Origin of the sequence: Butyricicoccus intestinisimiae, from assembly GCF_018918345.1 — a bacterium.
Lineage (GTDB): Bacteria > Bacillota > Clostridia > Oscillospirales > Butyricicoccaceae > Butyricicoccus_A > Butyricicoccus_A intestinisimiae.
Genome location: NZ_JAHLQI010000004.1, coordinates 199494 through 223903 on the forward strand (window position 1 = coordinate 199494; position 24410 = coordinate 223903).

The 24410-nt window shown below is 51.8% G+C and carries 29 protein-coding genes; 18 read left to right on the plus strand and 11 right to left on the minus strand.

Features of this window, described 5'->3' with window-relative positions; translation table 11 throughout:
* The first annotated feature begins 101 nt into the window (after positions 1 to 101).
* Genes KQI75_RS09275 through KQI75_RS09285 form a run of 3 tightly spaced genes read left to right on the plus strand, consistent with a single transcriptional unit; the run spans position 102 to position 2888 of the window.
* Positions 102 to 1181, plus strand: a complete 1080-nt coding sequence (locus KQI75_RS09275; RefSeq protein ID WP_216470493.1) for an MGDG synthase family glycosyltransferase — start codon at positions 102 to 104, stop codon at positions 1179 to 1181.
* Positions 1178 to 1870: a polysaccharide deacetylase family protein gene (locus KQI75_RS09280; RefSeq protein WP_216470494.1), complete on the plus strand. Its 693-nt coding sequence runs from the start codon at positions 1178 to 1180 to the stop codon at positions 1868 to 1870. The genes KQI75_RS09275 and KQI75_RS09280 overlap by 4 nt, the downstream gene beginning before the upstream one ends.
* Positions 1848 to 2888, plus strand: coding sequence for a lysylphosphatidylglycerol synthase transmembrane domain-containing protein (locus tag KQI75_RS09285; RefSeq protein WP_216470495.1), 1041 nt, complete (start codon positions 1848 to 1850; stop codon positions 2886 to 2888). Before KQI75_RS09280 ends, KQI75_RS09285 begins: the two co-directional genes overlap by 23 nt.
* A gap of 342 nt (positions 2889 to 3230) precedes the next feature.
* Here the strand turns inward: KQI75_RS09285 and trmD are convergent, their stop codons facing one another.
* The 7 genes from trmD to KQI75_RS09320 all read right to left on the minus strand — a co-directional run bounded on the left by trmD (position 3231) and on the right by KQI75_RS09320 (position 7463).
* Positions 3231 to 3977, minus strand: a complete 747-nt coding sequence (gene trmD / locus KQI75_RS09290; protein ID WP_216470496.1) for a tRNA (guanosine(37)-N1)-methyltransferase TrmD — start codon at positions 3975 to 3977, stop codon at positions 3231 to 3233.
* A complete protein-coding gene (gene rimM / locus KQI75_RS09295; RefSeq protein ID WP_216470497.1) occupies positions 3967 to 4476 on the minus strand; it encodes a ribosome maturation factor RimM in 510 nt (169 codons plus the stop codon). The genes trmD and rimM overlap by 11 nt, the downstream gene beginning before the upstream one ends.
* 62 nt (positions 4477 to 4538) lie before the next feature.
* Positions 4539 to 4769, minus strand: a complete 231-nt coding sequence (locus KQI75_RS09300; protein WP_216470498.1) for a KH domain-containing protein — start codon at positions 4767 to 4769, stop codon at positions 4539 to 4541.
* Between the two features lie 23 nt (positions 4770 to 4792).
* A complete protein-coding gene (gene rpsP / locus KQI75_RS09305) occupies positions 4793 to 5032 on the minus strand; it encodes a 30S ribosomal protein S16 (protein WP_216470499.1) in 240 nt (79 codons plus the stop codon).
* Positions 5033 to 5085: 53 nt separating this feature from the next.
* Positions 5086 to 6465, minus strand: coding sequence for a signal recognition particle protein (gene ffh / locus KQI75_RS09310; protein WP_216470500.1), 1380 nt, complete (start codon positions 6463 to 6465; stop codon positions 5086 to 5088).
* A gap of 9 nt (positions 6466 to 6474) precedes the next feature.
* Positions 6475 to 6840, minus strand: a complete 366-nt coding sequence (gene ylxM, locus KQI75_RS09315; protein ID WP_216470501.1) for a YlxM family DNA-binding protein — start codon at positions 6838 to 6840, stop codon at positions 6475 to 6477.
* 101 nt (positions 6841 to 6941) lie between these two features.
* Positions 6942 to 7463, minus strand: coding sequence for a VanZ family protein (locus tag KQI75_RS09320; protein WP_216470502.1), 522 nt, complete (start codon positions 7461 to 7463; stop codon positions 6942 to 6944).
* 220 nt (positions 7464 to 7683) lie between these two features.
* On the opposite strand from KQI75_RS09320, the gene yfmF reads away from it, so the two are divergent.
* The 8 genes from yfmF to obgE all read left to right on the plus strand — a co-directional run bounded on the left by yfmF (position 7684) and on the right by obgE (position 14421).
* A complete protein-coding gene (gene yfmF / locus KQI75_RS09325; RefSeq protein ID WP_216470503.1) occupies positions 7684 to 8958 on the plus strand; it encodes an EF-P 5-aminopentanol modification-associated protein YfmF in 1275 nt (424 codons plus the stop codon).
* Between the two features lies 1 nt (position 8959).
* Positions 8960 to 10225 carry an EF-P 5-aminopentanol modification-associated protein YfmH gene (gene yfmH, locus KQI75_RS09330; protein ID WP_216470504.1) on the plus strand — a complete coding sequence of 422 codons (1266 nt, stop codon included), beginning with the start codon at positions 8960 to 8962 and terminating at the stop codon, positions 10223 to 10225.
* Positions 10226 to 10228: 3 nt separating this feature from the next.
* Positions 10229 to 11074, plus strand: coding sequence for a prolipoprotein diacylglyceryl transferase (gene lgt, locus KQI75_RS09335; RefSeq protein WP_216470505.1), 846 nt, complete (start codon positions 10229 to 10231; stop codon positions 11072 to 11074).
* Positions 11071 to 11928, plus strand: a complete 858-nt coding sequence (gene folD / locus KQI75_RS09340) for a bifunctional methylenetetrahydrofolate dehydrogenase/methenyltetrahydrofolate cyclohydrolase FolD (protein WP_216470506.1) — start codon at positions 11071 to 11073, stop codon at positions 11926 to 11928. Before lgt ends, folD begins: the two co-directional genes overlap by 4 nt.
* A 194-nt stretch (positions 11929 to 12122) precedes the next feature.
* Positions 12123 to 12434, plus strand: a complete 312-nt coding sequence (rplU, locus tag KQI75_RS09345) for a 50S ribosomal protein L21 (protein ID WP_216470507.1) — start codon at positions 12123 to 12125, stop codon at positions 12432 to 12434.
* A 3-nt stretch (positions 12435 to 12437) separates the two neighbouring features.
* Positions 12438 to 12767 carry a ribosomal-processing cysteine protease Prp gene (locus KQI75_RS09350; protein WP_216470508.1) on the plus strand — a complete coding sequence of 110 codons (330 nt, stop codon included), beginning with the start codon at positions 12438 to 12440 and terminating at the stop codon, positions 12765 to 12767.
* 3 nt (positions 12768 to 12770) lie between these two features.
* Positions 12771 to 13055: a 50S ribosomal protein L27 gene (gene rpmA, locus KQI75_RS09355; protein WP_216470509.1), complete on the plus strand. Its 285-nt coding sequence runs from the start codon at positions 12771 to 12773 to the stop codon at positions 13053 to 13055.
* 79 nt (positions 13056 to 13134) lie between these two features.
* Positions 13135 to 14421: a GTPase ObgE gene (obgE, locus tag KQI75_RS09360; protein WP_216470510.1), complete on the plus strand. Its 1287-nt coding sequence runs from the start codon at positions 13135 to 13137 to the stop codon at positions 14419 to 14421.
* A 71-nt stretch (positions 14422 to 14492) separates the two neighbouring features.
* On the opposite strand, the gene KQI75_RS13780 is transcribed toward obgE, so the two are convergent.
* Positions 14493 to 14849: a helix-turn-helix domain-containing protein gene (locus tag KQI75_RS13780; protein WP_216470511.1), complete on the minus strand. Its 357-nt coding sequence runs from the start codon at positions 14847 to 14849 to the stop codon at positions 14493 to 14495.
* 150 nt (positions 14850 to 14999) lie between these two features.
* Here KQI75_RS13780 and KQI75_RS09370 point away from each other — a divergent pair, with 150 nt between their 5' ends.
* On the plus strand, positions 15000 to 15215 hold the full coding sequence (locus tag KQI75_RS09370) for a hypothetical protein (RefSeq protein WP_216470512.1): 216 nt from the start codon (positions 15000 to 15002) through the stop codon (positions 15213 to 15215).
* Between the two features lie 35 nt (positions 15216 to 15250).
* Here KQI75_RS09370 and KQI75_RS09375 read toward each other — a convergent pair whose 3' ends face one another.
* Both KQI75_RS09375 and KQI75_RS09380 read right to left on the minus strand, forming a co-directional pair.
* Positions 15251 to 15733 (minus strand): DUF2798 domain-containing protein, encoded by a 483-nt coding sequence (locus tag KQI75_RS09375; protein WP_216470513.1) that lies wholly within the window; start codon positions 15731 to 15733, stop codon positions 15251 to 15253.
* 213 nt (positions 15734 to 15946) lie between these two features.
* Positions 15947 to 17125: a tRNA(Met) cytidine acetate ligase gene (locus KQI75_RS09380; protein ID WP_216470514.1), complete on the minus strand. Its 1179-nt coding sequence runs from the start codon at positions 17123 to 17125 to the stop codon at positions 15947 to 15949.
* Between the two features lie 133 nt (positions 17126 to 17258).
* On the opposite strand from KQI75_RS09380, the gene KQI75_RS09385 reads away from it, so the two are divergent.
* A complete protein-coding gene (locus KQI75_RS09385; RefSeq protein ID WP_216470515.1) occupies positions 17259 to 18464 on the plus strand; it encodes an acetate/propionate family kinase in 1206 nt (401 codons plus the stop codon).
* A 68-nt stretch (positions 18465 to 18532) separates the two neighbouring features.
* Here the strand turns inward: KQI75_RS09385 and KQI75_RS09390 are convergent, their stop codons facing one another.
* On the minus strand, positions 18533 to 18736 hold the full coding sequence (locus tag KQI75_RS09390) for a DUF378 domain-containing protein (protein WP_216470516.1): 204 nt from the start codon (positions 18734 to 18736) through the stop codon (positions 18533 to 18535).
* Between the two features lie 132 nt (positions 18737 to 18868).
* On the opposite strand from KQI75_RS09390, the gene KQI75_RS09395 reads away from it, so the two are divergent.
* The 5 genes from KQI75_RS09395 to KQI75_RS09415 all read left to right on the plus strand — a co-directional run bounded on the left by KQI75_RS09395 (position 18869) and on the right by KQI75_RS09415 (position 24376).
* Positions 18869 to 19747: a histidinol-phosphatase HisJ family protein gene (locus KQI75_RS09395; protein WP_216470517.1), complete on the plus strand. Its 879-nt coding sequence runs from the start codon at positions 18869 to 18871 to the stop codon at positions 19745 to 19747.
* 9 nt (positions 19748 to 19756) lie between these two features.
* The gene (gene ispE, locus KQI75_RS09400) at positions 19757 to 20641 is read left to right on the plus strand and encodes a 4-(cytidine 5'-diphospho)-2-C-methyl-D-erythritol kinase (protein ID WP_216470518.1); all 885 of its coding nucleotides are present in this window, start codon (positions 19757 to 19759) and stop codon (positions 20639 to 20641) included.
* A 45-nt stretch (positions 20642 to 20686) separates the two neighbouring features.
* Positions 20687 to 21289, plus strand: a complete 603-nt coding sequence (locus KQI75_RS09405; protein ID WP_216470519.1) for a stage II sporulation protein R — start codon at positions 20687 to 20689, stop codon at positions 21287 to 21289.
* A gap of 18 nt (positions 21290 to 21307) precedes the next feature.
* A complete protein-coding gene (locus KQI75_RS09410; RefSeq protein WP_216470520.1) occupies positions 21308 to 22762 on the plus strand; it encodes an O-antigen ligase family protein in 1455 nt (484 codons plus the stop codon).
* Positions 22763 to 22867: 105 nt separating this feature from the next.
* On the plus strand, positions 22868 to 24376 hold the full coding sequence (locus KQI75_RS09415) for an O-antigen ligase family protein (protein WP_216470521.1): 1509 nt from the start codon (positions 22868 to 22870) through the stop codon (positions 24374 to 24376).
* Positions 24377 to 24410: the final 34 nt, after the last annotated feature.

The following is a 24410-nucleotide window of genomic DNA, read 5'->3' on the forward strand; positions in this document are numbered from 1 at the left end:
AAAATCTTAAGGTCTTCTTTAGATGATCTTAAGGTATGTTCCATAGTTTGCTAATATTTATGCGATAGAATAGGGAAAACGAGGTGAAAGAGGGGAAACATATGGAGCAGAGAAAGATTTTGATTTTAACCGGTAATTTCGGCATGGGACATCGCTGCGTGGCGGAGGCCATTCGGCAGCAGCTTGCTGCCATGCACACCCATGCACAGATTCAGGTGCTTGATTTGATGGATGCGCTGTTTCCAAACAGCAGCGCCCTGCTGTACCGCGGATTTGCGCAGATGGTGCATTACTGTCCGAGTCTTTATAATCAGCTGAACAAAATAACAGGCAGATGCAGCACCCTGCCGATGCAGTCGTGGATTGCGGACAAAATGAAAGAATTGCTGAAAGATGCAGAAATCGTTGTGTCCACGTTTCCGCTGTGTGCGCAGTTTGCGGCGATGTATAAGCGGAAGTATCACGCATCCACTGCGCTGTACACCTACATCACAGACATTGGCGCACAGGATGAATGGATTGTGCCGGATACAGATTTGTATTTTGTCGGTGCGCAGGAAACTAAATTGGATTTGCTGTACAAAGGCGTTGCGCCGCACAGCATTCATGTGTGCGGCATTCCGGTTCGGCAGGATTTTTTACATCCGGTTCGGCAGGAACACAGCGGCAAAACGGAAATTTTGCTGATGGGCGGCGGTCTGGGACTGCTTCCGTCGGCGGAGGACTGCCTGTCCGTCTTGAGCCGGTGCGACAGCATGCATGTCACCGTGATAACAGGAAAAAATCAAGCGCTGTATGATACGCTGCGCGTGAAATATCCGGAAATTACCGTCATCGGCTATACCGAGCAGGTGGCGCAATACATGCAGAGGGCGGATGTGCTGGTGACAAAATCCGGCGGCGCAACGACATTTGAAGCGATACATAGCGAAACGCCGCTGTATATTTTGCAGCCGTTTCTCGTGCAGGAATTTGCCAATGCGCGCTATATCGAACAGCACCGCATTGGCTGCGTGGCGTGGAAAAAATCGCAGACGATTGCACAGGATATTTTGGCGTTGGCACAGGAACCATCGCGTTTGCACGAAATGAAACGAAACATGCACATGCTGAAACAGAGCTGGGAAGAAATTTGTCCTGTGGTGGCATACAATTCGAGAAGGGAGCCGACAGCATCATGAACATCTGGTATTGGGCAGGTGCGATTGTTTTGCTGGGATACAGTGTGATTCCTACGTATACGGCGAAGCTGCTGCACCGCGTGCGCCGCAAGCGAACGGGTAATACGCTTTATTTGACGTTTGATGATGGACCGGATTTGTTATATACACCGCAGCTGCTGCAGCTGCTCGCACGGTATGATATCAAAGCAAGCTTTTTTGTCGTGGCACAGTTTGCCAAACAAAATCCGGCACTCATCCAGCGTATGCAGGACGAAGGACATCTGGTCGGTGTCCATGGACTGGCGCACAAAAACGGCATGCTGCAAACACCATGGCAGGCATACAGCGATTTTCAAGAAGCGCGGCAGACCATGCGGCATTTGGGCGTAAACGTCAAGTATGTTCGGCCGCCGTGGGGACATTGGAATCTAATCTCTGTGCACCAAATGCATCGGGCAGGAATGAAACCGATGCTGTGGGACGTCATGGCGCAGGACTGGAGTGCCGGTGAAACTGCGGAAAGCATCCAGCGCAAGCTGCTTCGGCGAACAACCGGCGGCAGCATCATTTGTCTGCACGACGGCCGCGGCAAAGACGAAGCACCGGTGCGTACCATTGCCGCGTTGCGCAAAACCATTCCGTTATGGCTGGAACGCGGATATCGATTTGATACGGTGGATCATTATGAAAACAAAACTGACTCGTAAACAACTGCTCGGCAATCTCCTGTTATTTTTCGGTTTGATTGCCATTACCTTTTTTCTTTTGCTGCGCGGACAAAATCCGCGGGAGCTATGGCAGGCAATCCGCAGCGCGCGTGTGTCGATGATTGGCATTGCGATTGGATGTATGTGTGTCTTTGTGCTCAGTGAAGGCGCGGTCACATGGCAGTGCCTTCGTCTGTTTGGCTGCCGAAGCCGATTGAAAAACAACATTTTTTATGCGCTGGTCGGCTTTTTCTTCAGCTCGGTCACGCCGTCCGCAAGCGGCGGGCAGCCGATGCAGCTGTACTATATGCATCGCGACCGCATTGCCGTTCCGACGGCTGCGTTGGCTCTGCTGGTACAGTTTTCCGTCTTTCAGATTGTGACCATTGCGTGTGCGGCGGTCGGGTTTGGAACACAGTATGCACAGCTGGTACAGGAGGGCGGCGCGTTTCGCTATGCGTTTTTGCTCGGCACGGCGGTCAATGCGGCGCTGCTCGCCATCACGCTGGCGATGATTTTTTCCAAGCGGGCGAGCGAAAAGATTTTGCATTTGCTCGTCCGTGTGCTGACGTGCCTGCACTATAAAAAAGCCAATCAGATGCAGCAGCAATTGACGGAACAGCTGGCGCTATATCAGCGCGGCACACAGTACCTGCGGCAAAACGGACACGTTTTGTGCGGTATCGTCGGTCTGACCATCGTACAGGCCGTCGCGTTTTATACGATTCCGTGCTGGATTGTGCTGGCGCTCCATCCGGCTGCGGCGCATTCCTTTTTCGCCATTGCGGCCATGGAAGCGGTGCTGTATGTCAGTGTGTCTGCGCTGCCGCTGCCCGGTTCCGTCGGCGCGAGCGAAGGGGCGTTTCTGCTGCTGTTTCGCGCGTTTATTCCGAGCGGTGCGCTGCAATATGCAATGCTGCTCAGCCGCGGCGTCAGCTTCTATTTGTTTGTCGCATGCAGCGGCGGCGCGGTTGCCGTGCGGCAGCTGCTTCAGCCCAACAAACAAACGCTCTCGTAAAAAAACGAGGGCGTTTGTTATTCTGTGTAATTTCTTTGTAAGCATGCAGTAAGGTTTCAGCCAAACGCATTGACTTTTTCTCACGCATGATGCACAATAGAGGAGAACAAAAGAGAAGAGATATGGGAGGTGATAGGTATGTTCCAGATTCAGGACTATTCTCATTGCGAGCCGGACACACCGGATATTGACGATCTGATTTTCGGTGATGAGCAGCCGCACAGCGAAAAGTAAACAAAACACGGGATATGAAATCATTCATTGAAAAAATGAGTGGTTTTTTTGTTTTGCGCACAAAAAAAGACCATTCAGCGCAAACTGAATGGTCTGAATCCTATGCGGTTAAAACCGGACGATGCCGTCCTCCAAATAAATTTCATCTAGAATCTTCTGATCCTGTTTGCCTTGCGGTTCAAATTGCTCGAACAAATCTGGACGTTGCTTGCGCGTGCGGGCAAGGCTTTGCTTTCTGCGCCATCTGTCAATGTTGGCATGATGACCGGACAGCAGAACCTCCGGAACCTCGCGGTCGTGCCAGACAGCCGGCTTGGTGTACTGCGGATACTCCAATAAGCCGTTCCAGTGGCTTTCGTCGGTGAAACAAACCTCCTCGGCCAGCACGCCGGGAACCATGCGGCACACGGCGTCAGTGACCGCCATGGCAGGGATTTCGCCGCCGGTCAGCACGAAATCACCGATAGAGATTTCCTCGTCCACGCACTCGTCAATAAAGCGCTGGTCGATGCCCTCGTAGTGACCGCATACGATGACAAGATGCTCGTACGCTAGCAGCTCGCGCGCTTTTTCCTGACAAAACGGCTTGCCCTGCGCGCTCATGAGAACCGTGTGCACATGCTTGCCGCCGGTCACATGCTGGTGGCAGCGAAACAGAGGATCTGCCTGCATAACCATGCCTTTTCCGCCGCCGTATGGCGTGTCATCCACGCGGTTGTGCTTGTCTAGAGTAAAATCGCGGATATTGGTCGCCTGAATGCTGACGAGACCCGCCTGCTGGGCGCGGCCGATGATGCTCGTCTGCATCACTGCGTCAATCATTTCCGGAAACAGCGTTAAAATATCAAATTTCATCGCTCAGCAGTCCCTCAATCGTGTGAACTGTCACACGGCCGTTTTCCAAATCGACTTCCTTTAAAAATTCCGGCACGCCCGGAATCATGTGCTGGGTTTTGCCGTCCTGAATGATGTACAAATCGCCAGCTGGGCCGTCGGAGATTTCCTTGACCACACCAATTTCGCGTCCGACGCGCTCGTCGTATACCGGCAGACCGATGACGTCCTGAATAAAGAAGGCGCCTTCTTCCAGCTCAACATCGTCACGGTTCATGTACAGCGTCATGCCGCGCATAGCCTGTGCTTGCTCCACCGTGTCTACGCCCTCTACATGCATCAGCACGCAGCCTTTGTGAACTTTGGCAGAGGTAATGACAATCGGGGACTGATCTTTGCGGTACAGCGTGTCAAACTCGGCCAGAAAATCAGGAGAGTCGCACCAAGGCTGTACCTTGATGTCACCGCGGATGCCGTGGGTATTTACGATCTTGCCAATTTCAAGATATTGCTTTTTCATCGAGAATCCTCCAGGGTGAAAAGAGTAGAAAAAAAGAGCCGCGCAGCGGCTCTAGAAAAGATTCAGTCGACAATTTCGACAGTGACCTTTTTATTTTGACGATTACCGGCCGCCTTCATCAAGGTGCGAATTTCCTTCGCTATGCGACCATGACGGCCGATGACCTTACCCATGTCGTCGGGAGCTACACGAAGCTCAAAAACGATCTCCTCTCCCTGCATGGTTTCGGTTACATTGACGGCGTCCGGGTCGTTAACAAGGTTCTTTGCGATGTAGGTCAAAAGTTCTTTCATCTAAAAACAACCTCACTTGATTCTTACAGTACGCCGGTTTTCTTCAGCAGTACGCGAACAGTGTCGGTCGGCTGTGCGCCGTTCTTGATCCACTGCTGTGCGCGCTCGCTGTCAATCTTGATTTCAACCGGATCGGTCAGCGGGTTGTAAGTGCCGATTTCCTCGATGAAACGACCATCGCGCGGGAAACGGGAATCTGCGACAACGACACGGTAGAAAGGAGCCTTCTTAGCACCCAGTCTGCGAAGTCTGATTTTTACCATTGTTTTCACCTCCTGTGAATTGATTATTGTAAATATCTTTACACGAAATTAAGTTAGAACGGGAAGCGGAAGCCTCCGCGCTTGCCAAGATTGCCGAGACCGGGGAAGCCCATGCCGCCCTTTTTGCGTCCCTTCTTGGACATGTTGTTAAACTGACGCGTCATCTTCTGCATCATCTCAAACTGCTTGAGCAGACGGTTGACGTCCTCAATTTTTAAGCCGCAGCCTGCTGCAATGCGCTTTTTGCGGCTGAAGTTAATGATGGATGGATTGTCGCGCTCCTTCGGCGTCATAGACTGAATGATGGCCTTGGTGTGACCGACAGCCTTGGTGTCAACCTGTGCGCCGGCCAATGCGCTTGCGTCCATGCCCGGAATCATTTTGAGCATGCTCTGCATTTTTTCCGGATCTTCAAACTGTCCGAGCTGATCGGCAAAGTCGGTCAGGGTCAAACGGTTTGCGCGAACCTTCTTTTCCAGCTCCGCTGCCTTTTTGGCATCGTAGTTTTCCTGCGCCTTCTCAATCAGCGTGAGCATATCGCCCATGCCGAGAATACGGGAAGCCATACGGTCCGGATGGAACGGTTCAATATCACCCAGCTTTTCGCCGGTACCGATGAATTTAATCGGCTTGCCGGTGACAGCCTTGGTGGAAAGAGCAGCGCCGCCGCGGGCGTCGCCGTCCATTTTTGCCATGAGAATACCGTCAATACCCAGCGCTTCATCAAATGCAGAAGCTACGTTGACGGCGTCCTGACCGGTCATCGCATCGACAACCAGCATGATTTCAGCGGGCTTTACGGTGGCTTTGATGTTTTTCAGCTCATCCATCAGCGCTTCATCAATGTGCAGGCGGCCTGCCGTGTCAAGCAGAACCAGATCATACGCATTTTTCTTTGCGTAATCGACACCTGCCTTAGCAATCTCGACCGGATCGCCCTGTCCCATTTCGAAAACGGGAATATCTAACTTTCCGCCGACAACCTTGAGCTGTTCGATTGCTGCCGGACGATACACGTCACAGGCAACGAGAAGCGGTCTGCGCTGCTGCTGTTTTTTGAGCAGACCGGCGAGCTTGGCGCCGTTTGTCGTTTTGCCGGCGCCCTGCAGACCAACCATCATGATAACCGTCGGCGGGTTGGGGGAAATGTTAATTTTCTGATTGGAACCGCCCATCAACTTGGTCAGTTCTTCGTTTACAATCTTGATTACCTGCTGAGCAGGGGAAAGGCTTTCAAGAATCTCAGCACCAGTTGCGCGCTCGGTCACCGTCTTGGTGAACTGCTTGACGACCTTAAAGTTGACGTCCGCTTCGAGCAGAGCCAGCTTGATCTCACGCATGGCGCTCTTGACATCGGCTTCGCTCAGTCGACCACGGTTTTTGAGCTTCTTAAAGGCAGAAGTAATTTTTTCGGAAAGACCTTCAAATGCCATGATTTCTCCTTATTCAGACAGCTGTCTTGCGATCTGCAATGCTTGATCGCACAACTCTGCAATCTTCGGGTCATGATACCGTGTGTTGTTCATGCTGCGCAGATCCCAGACAATATCCGCCAACTTTTCCAGATTCGCCTGTGTCTGACCGTATTTGGATACCAGACCGAGCTTTTCCTCCGTGGCGCGCAGGGTGTGTTCTGCCCGCATGATGCCGTCCCGCACGCCCTGCCGCGTAATTCCCATGTGCTCGGAAATTTCCGCGAGAGACAAATCATCGTTGTAATACAGATCAAACAGTTCTTTTTGCTTGTCTGTCAGAATGTCGCCGTAAAAATCGAAGAGCATGCACATCTCAAATGTTTTGTTCTTCATAACAGCTCCTTTGATGCTTGCGGGTTGTAAAGGCTTTTCACTTTGTAAAGGTGTTTGCCTTTACATTGCGGTTGCTATTTTACCGCAAAACGCCGCGATTGTCAAGACCTTTTTCGAGATTTTTTTCGGGATGCCTTGAGGATTTTCAAAATGACGAAGGAAATCACATCCAGAAGCAGTAAAATCAGCGAGACAGACATGCCGCCGAGCACGTTGAGAATCAAATCGTCGATGTCGCAGGAGCCGAGTCCTGTCAAATACTGCGTGATTTCAATGGCGCCGCTCAGCGCCAGACTAAAGAAAAAGGTAAACTTGAGGCTCAGGTCGCGGCGAAGCAGAGGAATCAGCACGCCGATTGGCATAAATGCCACGATGTTGCCGACGATGTTTTGAAAAGCAATGGTATCCGACACGCGGCCGGAGAACAAATAAAATCGAATGGTTTGAAACGGGACGAGATTGACGCGTGTGAGCTTCAGTTCGTCCTGATCGTTTAAAATATTGATGATGGTGTCAAAATCAAATTTAAATAGAATCACCTTGAGCAGCAGCGCCAAATAGGCGATCAGACAAACCCATAAAAAAATGGTCACAGCGCGGGAACGATGTTTTTTTTGCTTCAATCCAGACATTCTCCTTTCCGTTCTTCATTGATTATTCATCATAGCACGCGGCGTGCGGAAATGCAATGTGAAACATAACAGAAATAAAAAATCCAAGTTGCGGTTTGCAGCATGTGCGGGTATAATGGAAAAGGATTCTGCGATAAACCTATCGTTTGTGATAGAATACGTAATATCTGAACGTCCGGACGGCATTTGACCGGACAGTAGGGAGCATAATATGCATAGTACAAAAAGATTCTTATTAAAAAGGGGATTGGGATTGACCTGCGTGACGAACACGCAGTGCAAGACCTCCTGCCTCAGCGCGATGTTTCAGCTGCCGCTGAACAGCGAGGGACGCAGCCTGTCGGCATTGCTGCCGTACGTGCTGCGCGTGAGCTGTCGGGATTTTCCGGGACAGCAGGCGGTTGCCGCACAGCTGGATGAGCTGTATGGCGCGCGGGTAGAGCCGATTATCCGCAAGCGCGGCGAAGCGCAGCTGATTGGCTTTGCTGCAGATGTCATAGATGAACACTTTGCCATGCGCGGTGATACCGACTTGTTTGCGAATACTGCACAGATGATGGCGCGTATTTTGCTGCATCCGGGTGAATTTACGGCGGAAAACGTCGCGCGGGAAGCGGCACAGCTGTGTGCACGCATTGCGGCGCTGCCGGATGACAAACGGACATGGGCGGTTCGCCGGATGTATCAGTACCTGTGTGACGAAGAAGCCTTTCGGCTGGTAGAACTCGGCGATATCGAGGAGATTCGCCGCGCCGCGCCGGAACAGCTGGCGGAGCAGTATCAAAAGATTTTGCAAACGGCACCGTTGGAGCTGTTTTACTGCGGCTCGCTGGATGCCGACCAGGCGGCGCAGCAGCTCGCGCAGGCATTTGCCGAGCGGCCGGAGATTGACCAGCTGATTACGCCGAAAACGCAGGTGCTGCGCGTGCCGAAGCACGAGCAGCTGCGGTATATCACGGAAGAAGAGCCTGTCGCGCAGGGCAAGCTGACCATTGGCCTGCGCACCGGCATCACCGCAAAAGATCCGGAATATCCGGCGATGATTGTATTCAATTCCTGTTTCGGCGGCAGCACGGCATCCCGGCTGTTTTGCCATGTGCGCGAAAAGATGAGCCTGTGTTATTATGCCTCTTCCCAGACGGAAAAGACCAAGGGCGTCATGGCTGTGACCTCGGGCATCGAAAACGACAGCGAGGAACAGGCTCGCACAGAGATTTTGCGCCAATTGGTGGATATTCAGGCGGGCGGCTTGACGCAGGAGGAAGTGGACAACGCCAAGCGCTCGATTTGTGCGTCGCTGCACACCATGTTTGACTCGCCGTTCGCACTGGAAAATTTTTACCAGACACAGGCGCTGCTGGGCATCACAGAAACCTTGGAACAGCTCATTGCCCGCATTGAAGCGGTGACAATCGAGCAGGTGACGGCGGCGGCAAACAAAGCCGTGCCGGATACCGTTTATTTTTTGAAGGGAGTGGGAGCATAATATGGAGATCTATTCGTATCCGCAGCTGGACGAACAGATACAGGCGGCGGTTCTGCCGAATGGCTTGCGCATTTACTGCGTTCCGCGCGCAGACAGCGAAAAAACCTTTGCGATGCTGGCGGCAGATTTTGGCTCCATCGACTGCCATTTTACCATTGACGGACAGGCGCATGACGTCACGCCGGGCATTGCGCATTTTTTGGAGCACAAGCTGTTTGAAGAACAAGACGGCAATGCGCTGCAAAAGTTTGCCGCACGCGGTGCGCATCCCAACGCATTTACCAGTCATATCATGACGGCATATCATTTTACGTGTACCGATCGGTTTTATGAGGATTTGGAAATTCTTCTGCGCTTTGTCACGACGCCGTATTTCACGGACGAAAATGTAGCAAAGGAAAAAGGCATTATCGGACAAGAAATTGATATGCTGGAAGATACGCCGGGCTGGTCGGCATATGTCGGCGTGCTGCAGGCACTGTACGCCGTGCATCCGGTGCGCATTTCGGTTGCAGGCAGCAAGCAGAGCATTGCGCCGATTGATCCGGATGTTTTGCGTCTGTGCCATCGCGGTTTTTATTCTCCGAAGAATCTGGTGCTGGTTGTGTGCGGACAGTATGCATTTGACCGCGTGGTGGAGCTGGCGCAGCGCATCACGCCGGCGGAAGCGGCAGAGATTGCATCGCGCACATATGGAGTCGAACCGGAGGCCGTCGCGCAGCCGCGCTGGGAGCGAAAAATGGCGGTGTCCCGTCCGATGTTTATGGTGGGCTGCAAAGATCAGGCACCGCGCGACATGTATCGGCAGCAACTCGTGGGTGAGCTGGCGGCGCAGTGCATCGGAGGCAAGTCTACCGTGCTGTATGATACATTATATAAGCGCGGGCTGGCAGATCGGACGTTTGATCCGGATTACTTTACGTTTGCGGGCGGCGCGTGTGCGCTGTTCAGCGGCGAGAGCAGCGAGCCGGACGCAGTGCGCGAGGCGCTGGAGCAGGAAATACAGCGCGTTGCGGCGGAAGGCTTGGACGAAGCGGTGTTCCGCAGAAGCAAAAAGGCGCTGTATGGAAAATATATCCGCTGCAGCAGCGATGCGAGCGGCGTGTGCCGGATGCAGGCAGAAGCGGTATTTTCAGGCGCTATGGCGTTTGACTTTGCAGAGGTTTTCCAGAACATCACAAAGCAGGAAGTGGATGCGCGCGTGCAGGCGTGGGCGCAGCCGAATCGAATGGCAATGGCGGTCGTTGCACCGCAGACGGAGGGATAACACATGCAGCAAGTCGTTTCATTTCCGGGCTTGGGACTGGAATTTCATCTGTCAAATATTGCATTTCATATTGCATCCAAGCCGATTTACTGGTATGGTATTCTTATTATGTGCGGTGTGATTCTGGCGGTCGTGTATGCCTCCAGACGATGCAGTGCCTTTGGCATCAAGCAGGACGACATGTATGACTGCGTGCTGTTTGCTGTGCCGCTGGGAATTGTGTGTGCCCGCATCTATTATGTCATTTTTGAATGGGAGCAATACAAAAATGATTTGTCAGAGGTTTTTGCCATTTGGCACGGCGGTCTGGCGATTTACGGCGGTGTTTTGGGCGGCATTGTTGTCGTTGCCGCCGTGTGCCGGTTCAAGAAAATTGAATTGATGGACATGCTGGATGTGTTTGCGGCGGCGGTTCCCATTGGTCAGATTTTGGGTCGATGGGGCAATTTCTTTAACTGCGAAGCATATGGCGGTGCGACGACGGCGCCGTGGCGCATGGTCATCGGCAAAACACTGGCGGAAGCCGGCGCAACCGGCAATCATCCGACATTTTTTTATGAGTCGGCATGGAACTTGGTAGGATTCTTTATTTTGTATGTTGTCTCGAAAAAGCGCAAATATCGCGGCGAGATTACATTGTTATATCTCGGATGGTACGGTCTGGGGCGGTTCTTTATCGAAGGACTGCGCACAGACAGCCTGTATCTGTGGGGCACCGGCATTCGGGTATCGCAGGTAGTGGCACTGATTTGTGTCATCATCGGTTTGGGCGGATTCTTCCTCAATCGGAAGATGCCGTTTCTCAAAGACGCAGCACAGAATAGCAAGCACAAGGAGGAAACAGCATGAGTGCAGTTCGTATGGATGGCAAGATGGTTTCTGCAAAGGTACGCGGAAGCATTTTGGAAGAGGTTAACGGCCTGAAGGACAAGGGTGTTCGCCCGGGTCTGGCGGTTATCATTGTCGGTGAGGATCCGGCTTCGAAGGTCTATGTGCGCAACAAGGAGCGCGCTTGCGAGGAGTGCGGATTCTATTCGGAAAAGTATGCCCTGCCGGAGGAGACCACGCAGGAGGAACTGCTCGGTCTGATTGATGAGCTCAATCACAATCCGCGCATTGATGGCATTCTGTGTCAGCTGCCGGTGCCGAAGCACATCAATGAGCAGGCAATCATTGACGCCATTTCTCCGGAAAAAGACGTCGACGCGTTCCATCCGATCAACGTCGGAAAAATTATGGTCGGCAACTTTGATTTTCTGCCGTGCACGCCGGCGGGCGTGATGCAGCTGCTGGAGGAGTATGACATTGACCCGAACGGCAAGAATTGCGTGGTCATTGGCCGCTCGAACATCGTCGGCAAGCCGATGGCAATGCTGCTGCTGCACAAGAATGGCACCGTAACCATTTGCCATTCCCGCACGAAGAATTTGAAGGAAGTCTGCGCACAGGCTGACATTCTGGTGGCAGCTGTCGGCAAGGCGGATTTCGTGACCGCAGATATGGTCAAGGAAGGCGCGGTTGTCATTGACGTTGGCATGAACCGCAAGGACGGCAAGCTGTGCGGCGACGTGGCATTTGACGAGGTCAACGAGAAGGCATCGTATCTGACGCCGGTTCCGGGCGGCGTAGGCCCGATGACCATCACCATGCTGATGAAGAACACCCTGAAGGCAGCCAAGCTGCATCACGGCATTGTCGATTGATTGTGAAATCTGTGCACAAATCCCGCGCAAACGCCGTGGAATTTTGACGGACAAAAACCAAAATGCTGTTGACAGCATAGGCGGGATATGGTAACATACAAGAAGCCGCATTGACCGGGTTGGTGAAGTATGTCCGAGACAGGACGTCCCCCGTGAGAGCGTGACTCTATTATAGAAAGAGAGGTGCTACCGCAATGTATGCAATTATTGTAACCGGTGGCAAGCAGTACAAGGTATCCGAAGGTGACGTAATCTACGTTGAGAAGCTTGGCGTTGAAGACGGCGCTTCCGTTACATTTGACAAGGTTCTGGCAGTTGGCGAAGGCGCTGAGCTGAAGGTTGGTGCTCCGTATGTTGAGGGCGCAACTGTAGCTGGTACTGTTGAGAAGAACGGCAAGCAGAAGAAGGTTATCGTCTACAAGATGAAGCCGAAGAAGGGCTACCGTCGTAAGCAGGGCCACAGACAGCCGTACACCAAGGTAACCATCGGCGCTATCAACGCGTAAGAGATGACTACCGCCCGTTTTTATTTAACAGGCAGCCGCATTGACGCAGTGGAGGTCTCCGAGCATGCAGGATATGCAGAGGCAGGAGAGGACATTGTCTGTGCGGCGGTATCTGCGAATCTGGATCTCACGAGCTGTCTGCTCGAGGATGTTATGGGTCTAGCGATCCGAACGGAAGTCGACGAAGAAAACGCTCGCATCCGCTTAGAGCTTCCAAACAGCTTGGAAGAAGCGGAGGAGACACAGGCGCAGAACGCACTCAATGCCTTGATGCTGTATTTTATCAATCTCAAGGCACGTTATCAGGATTTTATCGAAGTAATGGAGGTGTAAGTCATGCTTCAGATCAGCTTACAGTTTTTCGCTCATCATAAGGGCGCAGGTTCCACCAAGAACGGCCGCGATTCCGAGTCCAAGAGACTTGGCGTAAAGCGTGCTGATGGTCAGGTTGTACCGGCAGGCAACATTCTGGTTCGCCAGCGCGGCACTCACATCCATCCGGGCGTAAACGTTGGCATTGGTTCCGACGACACCCTTTATGCAAAGGTTTCCGGCGTAGTTCGTTTCGAGCGTCTGGGCCGCGACCGCAAGCAGGTTTCTGTTTACGAAATCGAGCAGTAAGATATTTGATTGCAAAAGGCACCTCGGGCAGTCCGTCTGAGGTGCTTTTTCTATAACGGACAGGGAAAGGAGTATCCACATGCCACAGTTTATTGATACAGCCAAAATCTGGATCCAGTCCGGCAAGGGCGGAGACGGCAAGGTTTCATTTCACCGTGAGAAGTATGTTGCATCCGGCGGCCCGGACGGCGGCGACGGCGGTCGCGGTGGCTCCGTCATTTTTCAGGTAGATGACAACTTGTCTACTCTGATGGATTTTCGATACAAGAGAAAGTATAAGGCAGAGCCGGGCGAGCAGGGCGGCAGCAAGCGCTGCACCGGCAAGGATGGCAAAAATCTGGTCATTCGTGTGCCGCGCGGCACGATTCTGCGCGATGCGCAGAGCGGACAGGTCATCAAGGATTTGTCAGATTCCGAGCCGTTTGTCGCAGCAAAGGGCGGCCGCGGCGGCTGGGGCAATGTGCACTTTGCGACCCCGACCCGTCAGACCCCGCGGTTTGCGAAGCCGGGAATGCCGGGGCAGGAGCTGGAGATTCGTCTGGAGCTGAAGCTGCTGGCGGATGTCGGTCTCGTCGGTTTCCCGAACGTCGGCAAGTCCACGCTGTTGTCCATGGCGTCCGCTGCCCGTCCGAAGATTGCAAACTACCACTTTACCACGCTGGTTCCGAATCTGGGCGTGGTGCGCATTGGTGACGGCGAGTCGTTCGTCATGGCGGACATTCCGGGCATTATTGAAGGCGCGTCGGAAGGCGCCGGTCTGGGTCATGACTTCCTGCGGCACATCGACCGCTGCCGTCTGCTGCTGCACGTTGTCGATGCAGCGGGCAGCGAGGGCCGCGACCCGATTGACGACTTGAACAAAATCAACGATGAGCTGGCGCAGTATTCGATGGATCTCGAAAAGCGCCCGCAGATTGTTGTTGCAAATAAGATTGATTTGTTCTACGACGACGATCACTCCAAGCTGGACGAAATCCGCCAGTGGGCAGAGGATCACGGATTTGCGTATGCGGAGATGTCCGCAGCGACCAATCAGGGCGTGCGCGAGCTGATGAACATGACATGGCACGCGCTCGAAGAGCTGCCGCCGGTACTCGTCTACGAGCCGGAATTCGTGCCGGAGCCGGTGGACAAGCCGGTTACGGAGGAGTCCATCACGTACCGCCGCATGAACGAGTACTATATCGTAGAGGGCGAGTGGATTGACCGTCTGTTCGCGTCCATCAACTTTGATGACTACGAGTCCCGCCAGTATCTCGACCGCCGCCTGCGCGGTGCGGGCGTCTTTGACAAGCTGGAAGAAATGGGCATCAAGGACGGCGATCCGGTTGTCATCGGCGAGATGGAATTCGAGTACGAGAGATAATCCCGCGCTCTGATTGCTCACAAAGCATAAAAATAAGGCATCTAGGTAGAAATACTTAGATGCCTTTGCTTTTACTGCTCGTTATTTTGTTTGTGAAATTTTGAAAGTAATTTTCCTTGTTCCAGCCAGAGCAATTGATCGGCTGGTGCGAGAGAATGCAGGATATGAATGGCTTGCCGTTCCAGATTGGACGGATTTTTAATAGGAGCATTTGCCTGCATGTGAATGTCATTTGTCCAGCCTGCGAGATAGTCTAAGGATACTTGGTAAAATTCTGCTAATTGGATCATAAATTCAAAAGGAGGTTCCCGTTTTCCCTGCTCATAATTTGTATACGTTGTTTTATGAATTCCCAATTGCTCTACCAATTGTGTCTGTGTCAAATCATGGTCTTCACGTAAATCACGTAGACGCGAATAGTAACGCATGGATACACTCCTTTTTTAGATAGGATTTGTATCAATCATACTGTAATACATCATATGATGTTGTAAAAATACTATAAACGTGGTATTATAATTATATAAATACAATATATGTTGTATAAATCTGAGAATAGCTGCGTTTATGGTGAGCACATGAAACATACAACAAGAATTTTCGCAACAATGATAAAAGAGATTTGCAGAGAAGAAGGTGTCTGTATAGAATCTTTTTTAGATAATAGAATTTTTAAGCTACGAAAAGATTCTATGTATCAGTATATTTTCGATTATCAATTTGGTTTAAATCCAGAGAGAAGCCATTTTAAAAATGCTTCTATCATAGCAAAAACCATCCGAACAGGGGAATAGATTCCTGCCGGATGGTTTTCTGTTTCGTATAAAATTTATGATTCCACCGGTGCACCAACGTTTGCGAGCTGCTTGCGGAAGATGGTGCGGAACACCAGACGGACGAACGGGCCGCAGTAGCAGAACTGCCACAGGAATGCAGCCGGAAGATTCATTCCCCACGTCTGGATGAAGGTTGCGAAGGACGGATTATCCTTAAACAAAATCGTTGCAATCAGGCTCATAATCGGGCACATCATTGCGCAGATGCAGAAGGAAATCGCATAGGTGATGAACTGCGGGCGGTCTGTCGGGCGCATGACCTTGAACGCGAGCATCGGTGCAATCTTGCCGATGATGAAGAACTCCAGAATGAAAGCGATCGGCCACATAATCGGCATCTCGTGCAGAGCGGCAACGAAGGTTGCATTGGTAACGCCGCCCATGTTGAGTGCAACGTTATAGCAGATCATGCCGTATACCATACATCCTGCCATGATAATTGTGAAAATAGCGTCCTGAAATTTGTTTTGAGGCATTTTTGAATTTCTCCAATCTTTTCGTATTTGATGTTTTTCGCAATAAAAAAGAGCCAAACGGGAAACTTTCGTCTCGTTTAGCTCACTGCGACTACCATTAATTGAGCTTATTATAGCACAAGTTGATACGCATGATAAGTGATTTTTTGAAATTTTTTAAATTTCGTCAGGATGTATAACGCAGACGCCGCCTGACGAAGATATTTGCAGCAGTTATGCCTGCTTTTCAATGTATGGCGTCTGCTTCCAGTCTTGCCCGGCGGGAGAGGGGAAATAATACAAATCGTCGGCGCGGACGGTAAAATTCCAGAGCCTTTGCGCAGAATCAGACAGCTTTCGCGCCTGTGTCGGCTTTACAATAACAGGGAGCGGACAAGTTTTTTTCATCGCTTTTAAAATCTGCTGTCCGCGGGCGTTCATGCCGAGAACCGTGATGTATTCCAGTGACAGGGCGGCAATGTCCTGCGTCAAGCCGAGATAGGCGCACAGCGTCAGGCGGCGCACACGGCTGAGCGGATGACGGCGTGAACGCGTGCGCTCCCAAAGCTCCTCCAAGCTCTGGGCGGTCTGACAGGCGGCATAAAACCGGTGCTCCAATCCCTCTGACACGCCGGGCAGTGTGGCAATGTACTTCGGTGTCAAGCGGCGCAGATAAGGGAGAACCGCAGGTGCAAGCGCCTGCCAGCTGTGGCGGCGCATGGGCAAGGCTTGCTCTCGGTATGCCACCGGAAGCAATTGCGCGGCGCTCTCGATGTTTTCACTGTGGAACTGTGAACGGATATAGCTCGCAGAGGGAATATTATCTATCGGCGTGCCATCGTGCTCGGCGCCGATGCGCCGAACGGCAATCGGCTGCACATGCGGGCAGTATTTGCGAATGGCGCGGCAGTATTGCACGGCGAGCAAATCATTGGGGGAGGCGAGAAGCGGAGCCAAATCCGGACACAGCGCCTGTGCCGCCTGCTGTGCCGCTTGGGCGTAGCTGACGCCGCTGGTGAGATTGCTTCGCAGTGCGTCATCAAAAATTGGATTGTCCATCCACTGCGCCAGCTGCATCAGCGTCTGTTCGGTTCCGCTCTCGCAGCCGAATGACAGATGTGTCACACAGCCCAAAGCCGCCGCAAGGCGCACGCCGCCCTCTGCAAATCCTTCCGCCGAAGAAAGCGCGGCAGAGATGGGAAGCTCTAATACCAAATCCGGCCCGCCTGCGCGAATGGCGCACGCGGCGCGGAAATATTTGTCCCACAGCGCCGGTTCGCCGCGCTGGACAAAGCAGCCGCTCATGATGGAAATCATGTAGCAATCCGGCATACGGCGCAAAATTTCTCGGATTTGGAACAGATGTCCGGCGTGAAATGGGTTATACTCTGAGATAACAGCACAAACTTTCATAAAAACCTCCAAATTTCTTGAGAAAACAGTTGAGAAATTTGATAAAGCGGTGTAAAATAGAATTAAGTATATTGTACTATTTTGGCGATATTCTTGCAAGAAATAATCATTGGATAAAGGAGACCAAAGAGAAATGAATGTTTTGGTAATCAATGCGGGCAGCTCTTCCCTGAAGTATCAGCTCTTCAACATGGACAACAAGGCTGTTCTGGCTAAGGGCCTGTGCGAGAGAATTGGTATTGATGGTCGTCTGACCCACACCAACCCGAACAAGGAAGAAAAGTACAAGGCAGACGTTCCGATGAAGGATCATGCCGATGCAATCCGCGCTGTCATCAACATCCTGATTGACAAGGAGTGGGGCGTTATCGAGTCCATGTCCGAAATTGATGCTGTTGGTCATCGTGTCGTACACGGCGGCGAGTACTTTGCTGATTCCGTCCTCATCAATGATGAAGTTATCAAGGCAATCGAGGCTTGCGTTCCGCTGGCTCCGCTGCACAACACGGCAAACCTGATCGGTATCAGCGCGTGCAAGGACGTTATGGGCGAGAATATCCCGCAGGTAGCTGTATTTGATACCGCTTTCCATCAGACCATGCCGCCGGAGCATTACATGTACGCTCTGCCGTATGAGTACTACGAGAAGTACAAGATTCGTCGCTACGGCTTCCACGGCACTTCCCATAAGTACGTTTCTCAGCAGGCTTCTGAGATGCTGGGCATTCCGATCGAAAACCTGCGTCTGGTTACCTGTCATCTGGGCAACGGCTCCTCTATTGCTGCAATCAAGGGCGGCAAGTCGATGGATACTTCCATGGGCTTCACCCCGCTGGCTGGTCTGCCGATGGGCACTCGTGCAGGCAACATCGACCCGGCTATCATCTCCTTCCTGTGCGACCATGAGCACAAGGAAGCAGATGAAATCATTGATATCCTGAACAAGAAGTCCGGTATGCTGGGTATCTCCGGCGTGTCCTCCGACTTCCGCGATCTGGATACCGCGATTGAAGAAGGCAACCCGCGTGCAAAGCTGGCAAAGGACATGTTCAACCTGTCCGTAAAGAAGATCATCGGCTCCTACATCGCTGAGATGGGCGGCGTTGATGCCATCGTATTTACCGCTGGCGTAGGTGAGAACGATCGTTCCGTTCGTTGGGACGTTTGCGAGCACATGGAATATCTGGGCATCAAGATTGATCCGGAGAAGAACAAGTTCCGCGGCCGTCAGATGGATATTTCCATTGACTACGCACGTGTTCGTGTTCTGGTTATCCCGACCAACGAGGAGCTGGTTATTGCAGAGGATACCGAGCGTCTGGTAAACGAGGCTAAGTAATTCCATATAGGAATCCACAAATGAGGGGCAGGAAAAGTTTCCTGCCCCTTTTTTTGTGCCCCGCGAATTTATGAATTGGATGTGCCGCTGCGCAGCTTTGCGTAAAATGTGAGCGCCCACAAGCCTGCAAGCCCAACCAGCGCATAAATCACGCGGCTGACAAACGAACCTTGTCCGCCGAATAACACGCCGACAACATCCAGCCCGAAAAAACCGATGCATCCCCAGTTGATGGCGCCGATGATGACGAGTGTCAGGATAAATTTATCCATATATAGAAACCTCCTTTTCCATGCTGTTTGCAGTTTCTCCAATTTTCCCTGCAGCTATACATGCTATGCTTGTGTTTCGGGACATCTGGCAGTATAATAACTATATTGTTTGAAGAAATGAGGGACGACAGAATGATTTTGGATCTGCACACCCATACTCGATATTCTTATGATGCGGAAGACAGGCCGGTCATAGACCATGTACAGCATGCCGTACAAAAAGGCGTCAGCATCTTGGGATTTACCGAGCATGTTGAATTTTTTCGCAAAGACAACATACAGGCATCCGACTTTGCATCTGGGACGGTAGATTTTGTTGGTTATCAGAAAGAAATCGAACCATTCCGAACCGGAAAAACCATTATGCCGGATTTGGCATCCGAACAGAAGGATATTTTTGCCGCACAGGAAGTGTATGGCGAGCAAATTACACTGCGCGCGGGCGTAGAGATTGGACAGCCGCATGCAGCGCCGGAACAGGCACGCGCCCTGATTCAAACATACCCGTTTGATTATGTCATCGGCTCGATTCATCAGCTGTCCGATGATATGGATTTGTATTTTTATCGGTATGAAACCATACATCCGGATGAATTTTGGGAGAAATATTTTGCGGAAGTGCGGGAATTACTTGCGTTTGGACACATCCAAATTCTTGCACATTTGGATTACCCGCTGCGCGTCATGAAGCTGCCGCACAATCAGCCCTCACTCAAAGGATATATGAATTATGTCGATGAAGTGCTCAAGCTTCTCATTGCAAAGGATATTGCATTGGAGAGCAACACAAAAGGGCTGTACGGCTGGCAGCAGGAAGTGGGACCGGAAGCCTTTGTGCTGACGCGGTATCGAGAATTGGGCGGCGAATTGATTACCGTTGGTTCGGACTCTCATGCGCCGGAAACCGTGGCGCGTGGCATCCCGCAGGCACTGGAAAGACTGCGGGTGGCAGGATTCCGTGCTGTGACCGACTTTGAAAACAAGAACATCATCCAGCACGCAATAGCATAGGAGAATAGCATGAAACAGGCATCAACAGAAGCATATGCAAAAATCAATTTGACGCTGGACGTCACAGGCAAACGGCCGAATGGGTATCATGATGTTTGCATGGTCATGCAATCGATCGGCATTCATGATATTGTGACGGTGCAGACGGAAAACGGCGCAGATGACATTGAACTGACGGTTTCACATTGTAATTTGCCGACGGACAGCAGCAATCTGGCGTATCGCGCCGCACAGCTGTTTTTGCAGCGCACCAACAAGCAATCGGACGGCATTCGTATTCACATCGAAAAGCACAATCCGATTGCCGCAGGTCTTGCGGGCGGCAGCACGGATGCGGCAGCGGTGCTGGTACTGCTCAACGACCTGTATCAGACGGGACTGACACAGGAACAGCTCATGGAAATGGGACTGGCACTGGGCGCCGATGTTCCGTTCTGCATTGCGGGCGGCACGATGCTGGCGGAGGGCATTGGAGAGGTGCTCACGCCGCTTCCGCATGCACCGCAGGCGTTTGTCGTGCTGTGCAAGCCGCCAGTTGCGGTATCGACACCGGCCATTTATCGAGCCATCGACAGCGTAGACATTGCACGCCGTCCGGACACGCAGGCGATGCTGCGCGCGCTGAAAGACGGAGACCTGCAAGCGGTCTCTGCACTGCTGTACAACGTCATGCAGCCGGTCACAGCGAACATGCATCCGGAGATTGATGACATCTGCCGGATTATGCGGGAGCACGGTGCCATGAATGCCATCATGAGCGGTTCGGGTCCGACGGTGTTCGGACTGTTTGCAGACAGAGAGCGTGCAGAAAAGGCAAGAAAATTCCTCGCCGCGCACTACGCAGAAGTGTTCCTGACAAAGTTCTGTCGGGCGGGTCAGGTTAAACGGGCGTAAAAGCGGCTATACTTCCAGTATCACAAGCTGGAGGGAGTCGATAGTATGAATAAACCATATGTACGGCACAGATGGGAGCTGACACTGGCACTCACGTTGTTTTTTGTCTTGTGTTATGCTGCATTTTGCAGTGCGCAGCAGGAAAACCTGTCAGAGGACGTGCTGCGTCTGCGCGTTGTCGCAAATTCTGACACGCAGACCGACCAAGCTGTCAAATTGCGGGTGCGCGATCGGGTACTTACCGTTGTGCAGCCGCTGCAGAAGCAAGCGGCAAATCAGGATGACATGCGCGTGCTGCTACAGGCGCATATGCAGGAAATCACCAATGCGGCGCAAAGAGAAGTCTATGCCTGCGGCGGTACACAATTGGTCACGGCGCAATTGGCGCGCGATTGGTATCCGACAAAGACGTATGATACGTTTTCGCTTCCGGCGGGATGGTATGACGGATTGCAGCTGCGCATCGGCGCGGCGCGCGGACACAATTGGTGGTGTGTCGTATATCCTTCGCTGTGCTTCAACGCGGCAGAAGGAGAGACAACATTGACGGAGGATGAAAGAAATTTCATTCATCAATCGGGAACTTCATGTGAGATTCGATTTCGAACCGCAGAGCTGCTCGGCAATCTGCGCGGCATGATGTCCTGATGGGAAGGAATAGAAACTATGGAGGATAGACAACAACATCAAACAAAGCAAAGCTGGCTGCGCCGGCATTTGCCGGCGATTATGCTGCTGCTGTTTGTGGTGCAGCCGGTGATGGATGTTTTGTCATTTGGATTGACACAATGCGGCGTCAGCAATACGGTATCGCTATGCCTGCGCTTTTTGGTGCTGTTTGGGACAGGCGCTCTGGGATTTGCCCTGAGCAGGCACAAAAAAGTGTATTTGACTTTGGGCGGTATCGTGCTGATATTTGCCGTGCTGCATGGCTGGGCTTGTTTGTCCGCAGGATATAACGGCTGGCAAAATCCAATATATGACCTGACTAATTATATCCGTGTGGTACAGATTCCGTTGTTCACGCTGTGTTTTATTACATTTTTGCGTGAAACGGGCGAGGACGGTTATCAGACCGTGGAACGCGGCTTTGTCATCAATTTTGGACTGATTGTGCTGGTGGAGATTTTGAGCACGGTGACCGGCACCGATCCGCACACCTATGCGAACAAACAGATTGGTGTGCTGGGTTGGTTTGCCACGACCAATGCGCAGAGCGCCATTCTGTGCGCCATCGTCCCCGTTGTTGTCATGCAGGGAATGCGTAAGAAAAAGATGGGCTATCTGTTTGCAAGTACAATCGTTGGGTTCGGTGTGCTGTATCTGTTTGCGACGCGGCTTTCGTATTTGGCGATCTTTGTCACGGCGGCGGGTATGATTCTCGTCATGCTGCTCAGCCGCACATGGAATACCCGCACGGCGGCTGTGGTGCTGCTCGGCGCAGTTGTCTGCGCAGCGGCAATCAAGGTATCGCCGATGTATGCCAATCAGTCGGCACATCAGGGTGTTTTACAGCAAAAACAGCTGGAAGCAGACCAAATGATTCAGACTGCCGAAAAACAGTATCATACGACGGTAAAACAGTCGCCGGAACAGTGTCTGACACCGCTGTACAAAGAATACCTCGGCGAGATGGCGGATCGGTTCGGCATGCAGCGTGTGATGCAGACGTATGACTATACCACCGATGTGTCAGAGCTCAAAGACGCCCGCCGGATGAAGATTGTATACTGTACCTATTTGATGGAGGATGCCGGAACGGCGGCAAAGCTGTTTGGACTGGAATTGCAGGATATGGTGTGGGAAAACCGGACATTTGACGTAGAAAATGACTTTCACGGCATGTATTATCTGTACGGCATCATCGGCTTGGCACTGTTTTTGCTGTTTCTGCTGTATTTTGCCGAGCTCATTGTGCGGGCGCTTTTGCGCAATTTCCAACAGTACATGACGCCGGAGGCAGGAGCTTTTGGCATTTCTCTGTGCTTGCTGCTCCTGCACGTATACTGTACGGCGGGCGTCCTGCGCAGACCCAATGCGTCGTTCTATCTTTCGGTTGTGCTGGCGGTCATTTACTATTTGATAACCATACGGAAGTACCCTGTGCAGTCGAAAACTTGACTTTTGCCGCATGAAACGGTATAATGTGTGGCGTTCTATATGAGAGAAATGTAACAAAAAGTTCCGTCAGCGGGCGGAATGGAAAGGATTTACAGGACGTATACTATGATAGCATTATTGGAACGCTGGAGAGAACTGTTAAAAAACCATCTTGCGGCCATCCTTGTACTTTTGTTTGCGGTACAGCCGCTGATGGATATCTGTTCTTTTTGGCTGGATAAGCTGGGCATGAGCACTGCGCCGACGCTGCTGCTCCGCATGCTGGTGTTTGCTTTGACGGCACTGATTGGCTTCTGCTTATCTGATAAAAAACGATATTATTGGGGCTTGGCGGCAATCTGTGCTGTGTTTTTCGTGTGCCATGCGGTCAGCTGCATGCGCGCCGGATATATCAGCCCGTTTGCAGATTTGACGAACTATATTCGCGTCATTCAGATTCCGATTTTTGCCCTGTGCCTGATTACGTTTTTGCGTGCGGATACACAGAGCTATCACTGGGTCAGTGTCGGCTTCGCGGTATCGTTTGCGATTATCTCAGCCGTTGTGCTGCTCAGTGTGGTGACCGGAACCAATCCGTATACATATGTCGATGACCAGATGGGCATTCTGGGCTGGTTCTCCACGACCAACTCGCAGGCTTCGATTGTCAGCATGATGACGCCGATTTTGATTTGTATGGCATACAAATCAAAACGGACATGGCTGTTTGCCGCGACAACGGTTCTCGCATGTGCGCAGCTGTATTTTCTCGGCACGCGGCTGGCATATATGGCGATTTTCGTCTCGATTTTCGGCACAATTCTTGTAGCCGCGCTGTGCGGAGAGGTCAAAAAACTGCGCTGCGGCATGCTGCTGCTTGTCGCCGTTGTCTGCGTGCTGGGCGTGAAGCAGTCGCCGATGTATCAGCATCAGCAGACCTATTCGCAGTTTATGGAAGAAAAGCAGACCGTGCTCAATTCCATGAGTGCAGACCGCGGCACGACCGTCACAAAAGAGGAAGTACAGAACGCAGAGGAGGGCAATGCCAAGCTGGAACTGCTGCACACAATGAATCAGATTTACTGCTATTACCGCTCGGATCTGGTGCAGCGCTTTGGCGTTGAGCGCGTCATGGAAAAATGCGGCTTCTCAAATGATGTTTCGCAGATGACCGCTGCGCGCAAGACAAAGATTATTTTCTGTGAGCTGCTCATGGACGAGATGCCGGAAACCTCAAGACTGTTCGGCATCGAGCGCGATGCGATGACGTATAAGGGCGAGAGCTATGACGTAGAAAATGACTTCCATGGCATTTACTTCCTGTATGGTGCCGTTGGCTTGGGATTGTTTATCATTTTCTTGGCATATTTTGCCGTGCTGATTGTCATTGCCCTGTTCCGCAACGTGCAGAAGTATTTCACAATGGAAGCGGGTGCGTATGGCATGGCGTTTTTGCTGGCGCTTGCCAACGCGTATAACACGGCGGGTATTCTGCGCCGACCCAATGCATCGTTTTATCTGTCCGTTATCCTCGCAGTGATTTTCTATCTGACACGCATCAAGCAGTATCCGGAGACACAGCCAAAAGGCATTTTTGCCCTGTTCGGCAAAAAGAAAACCATCAAAAACGGATAAACATCAATCCCGCCTGGAATTTCCGGACGGGATT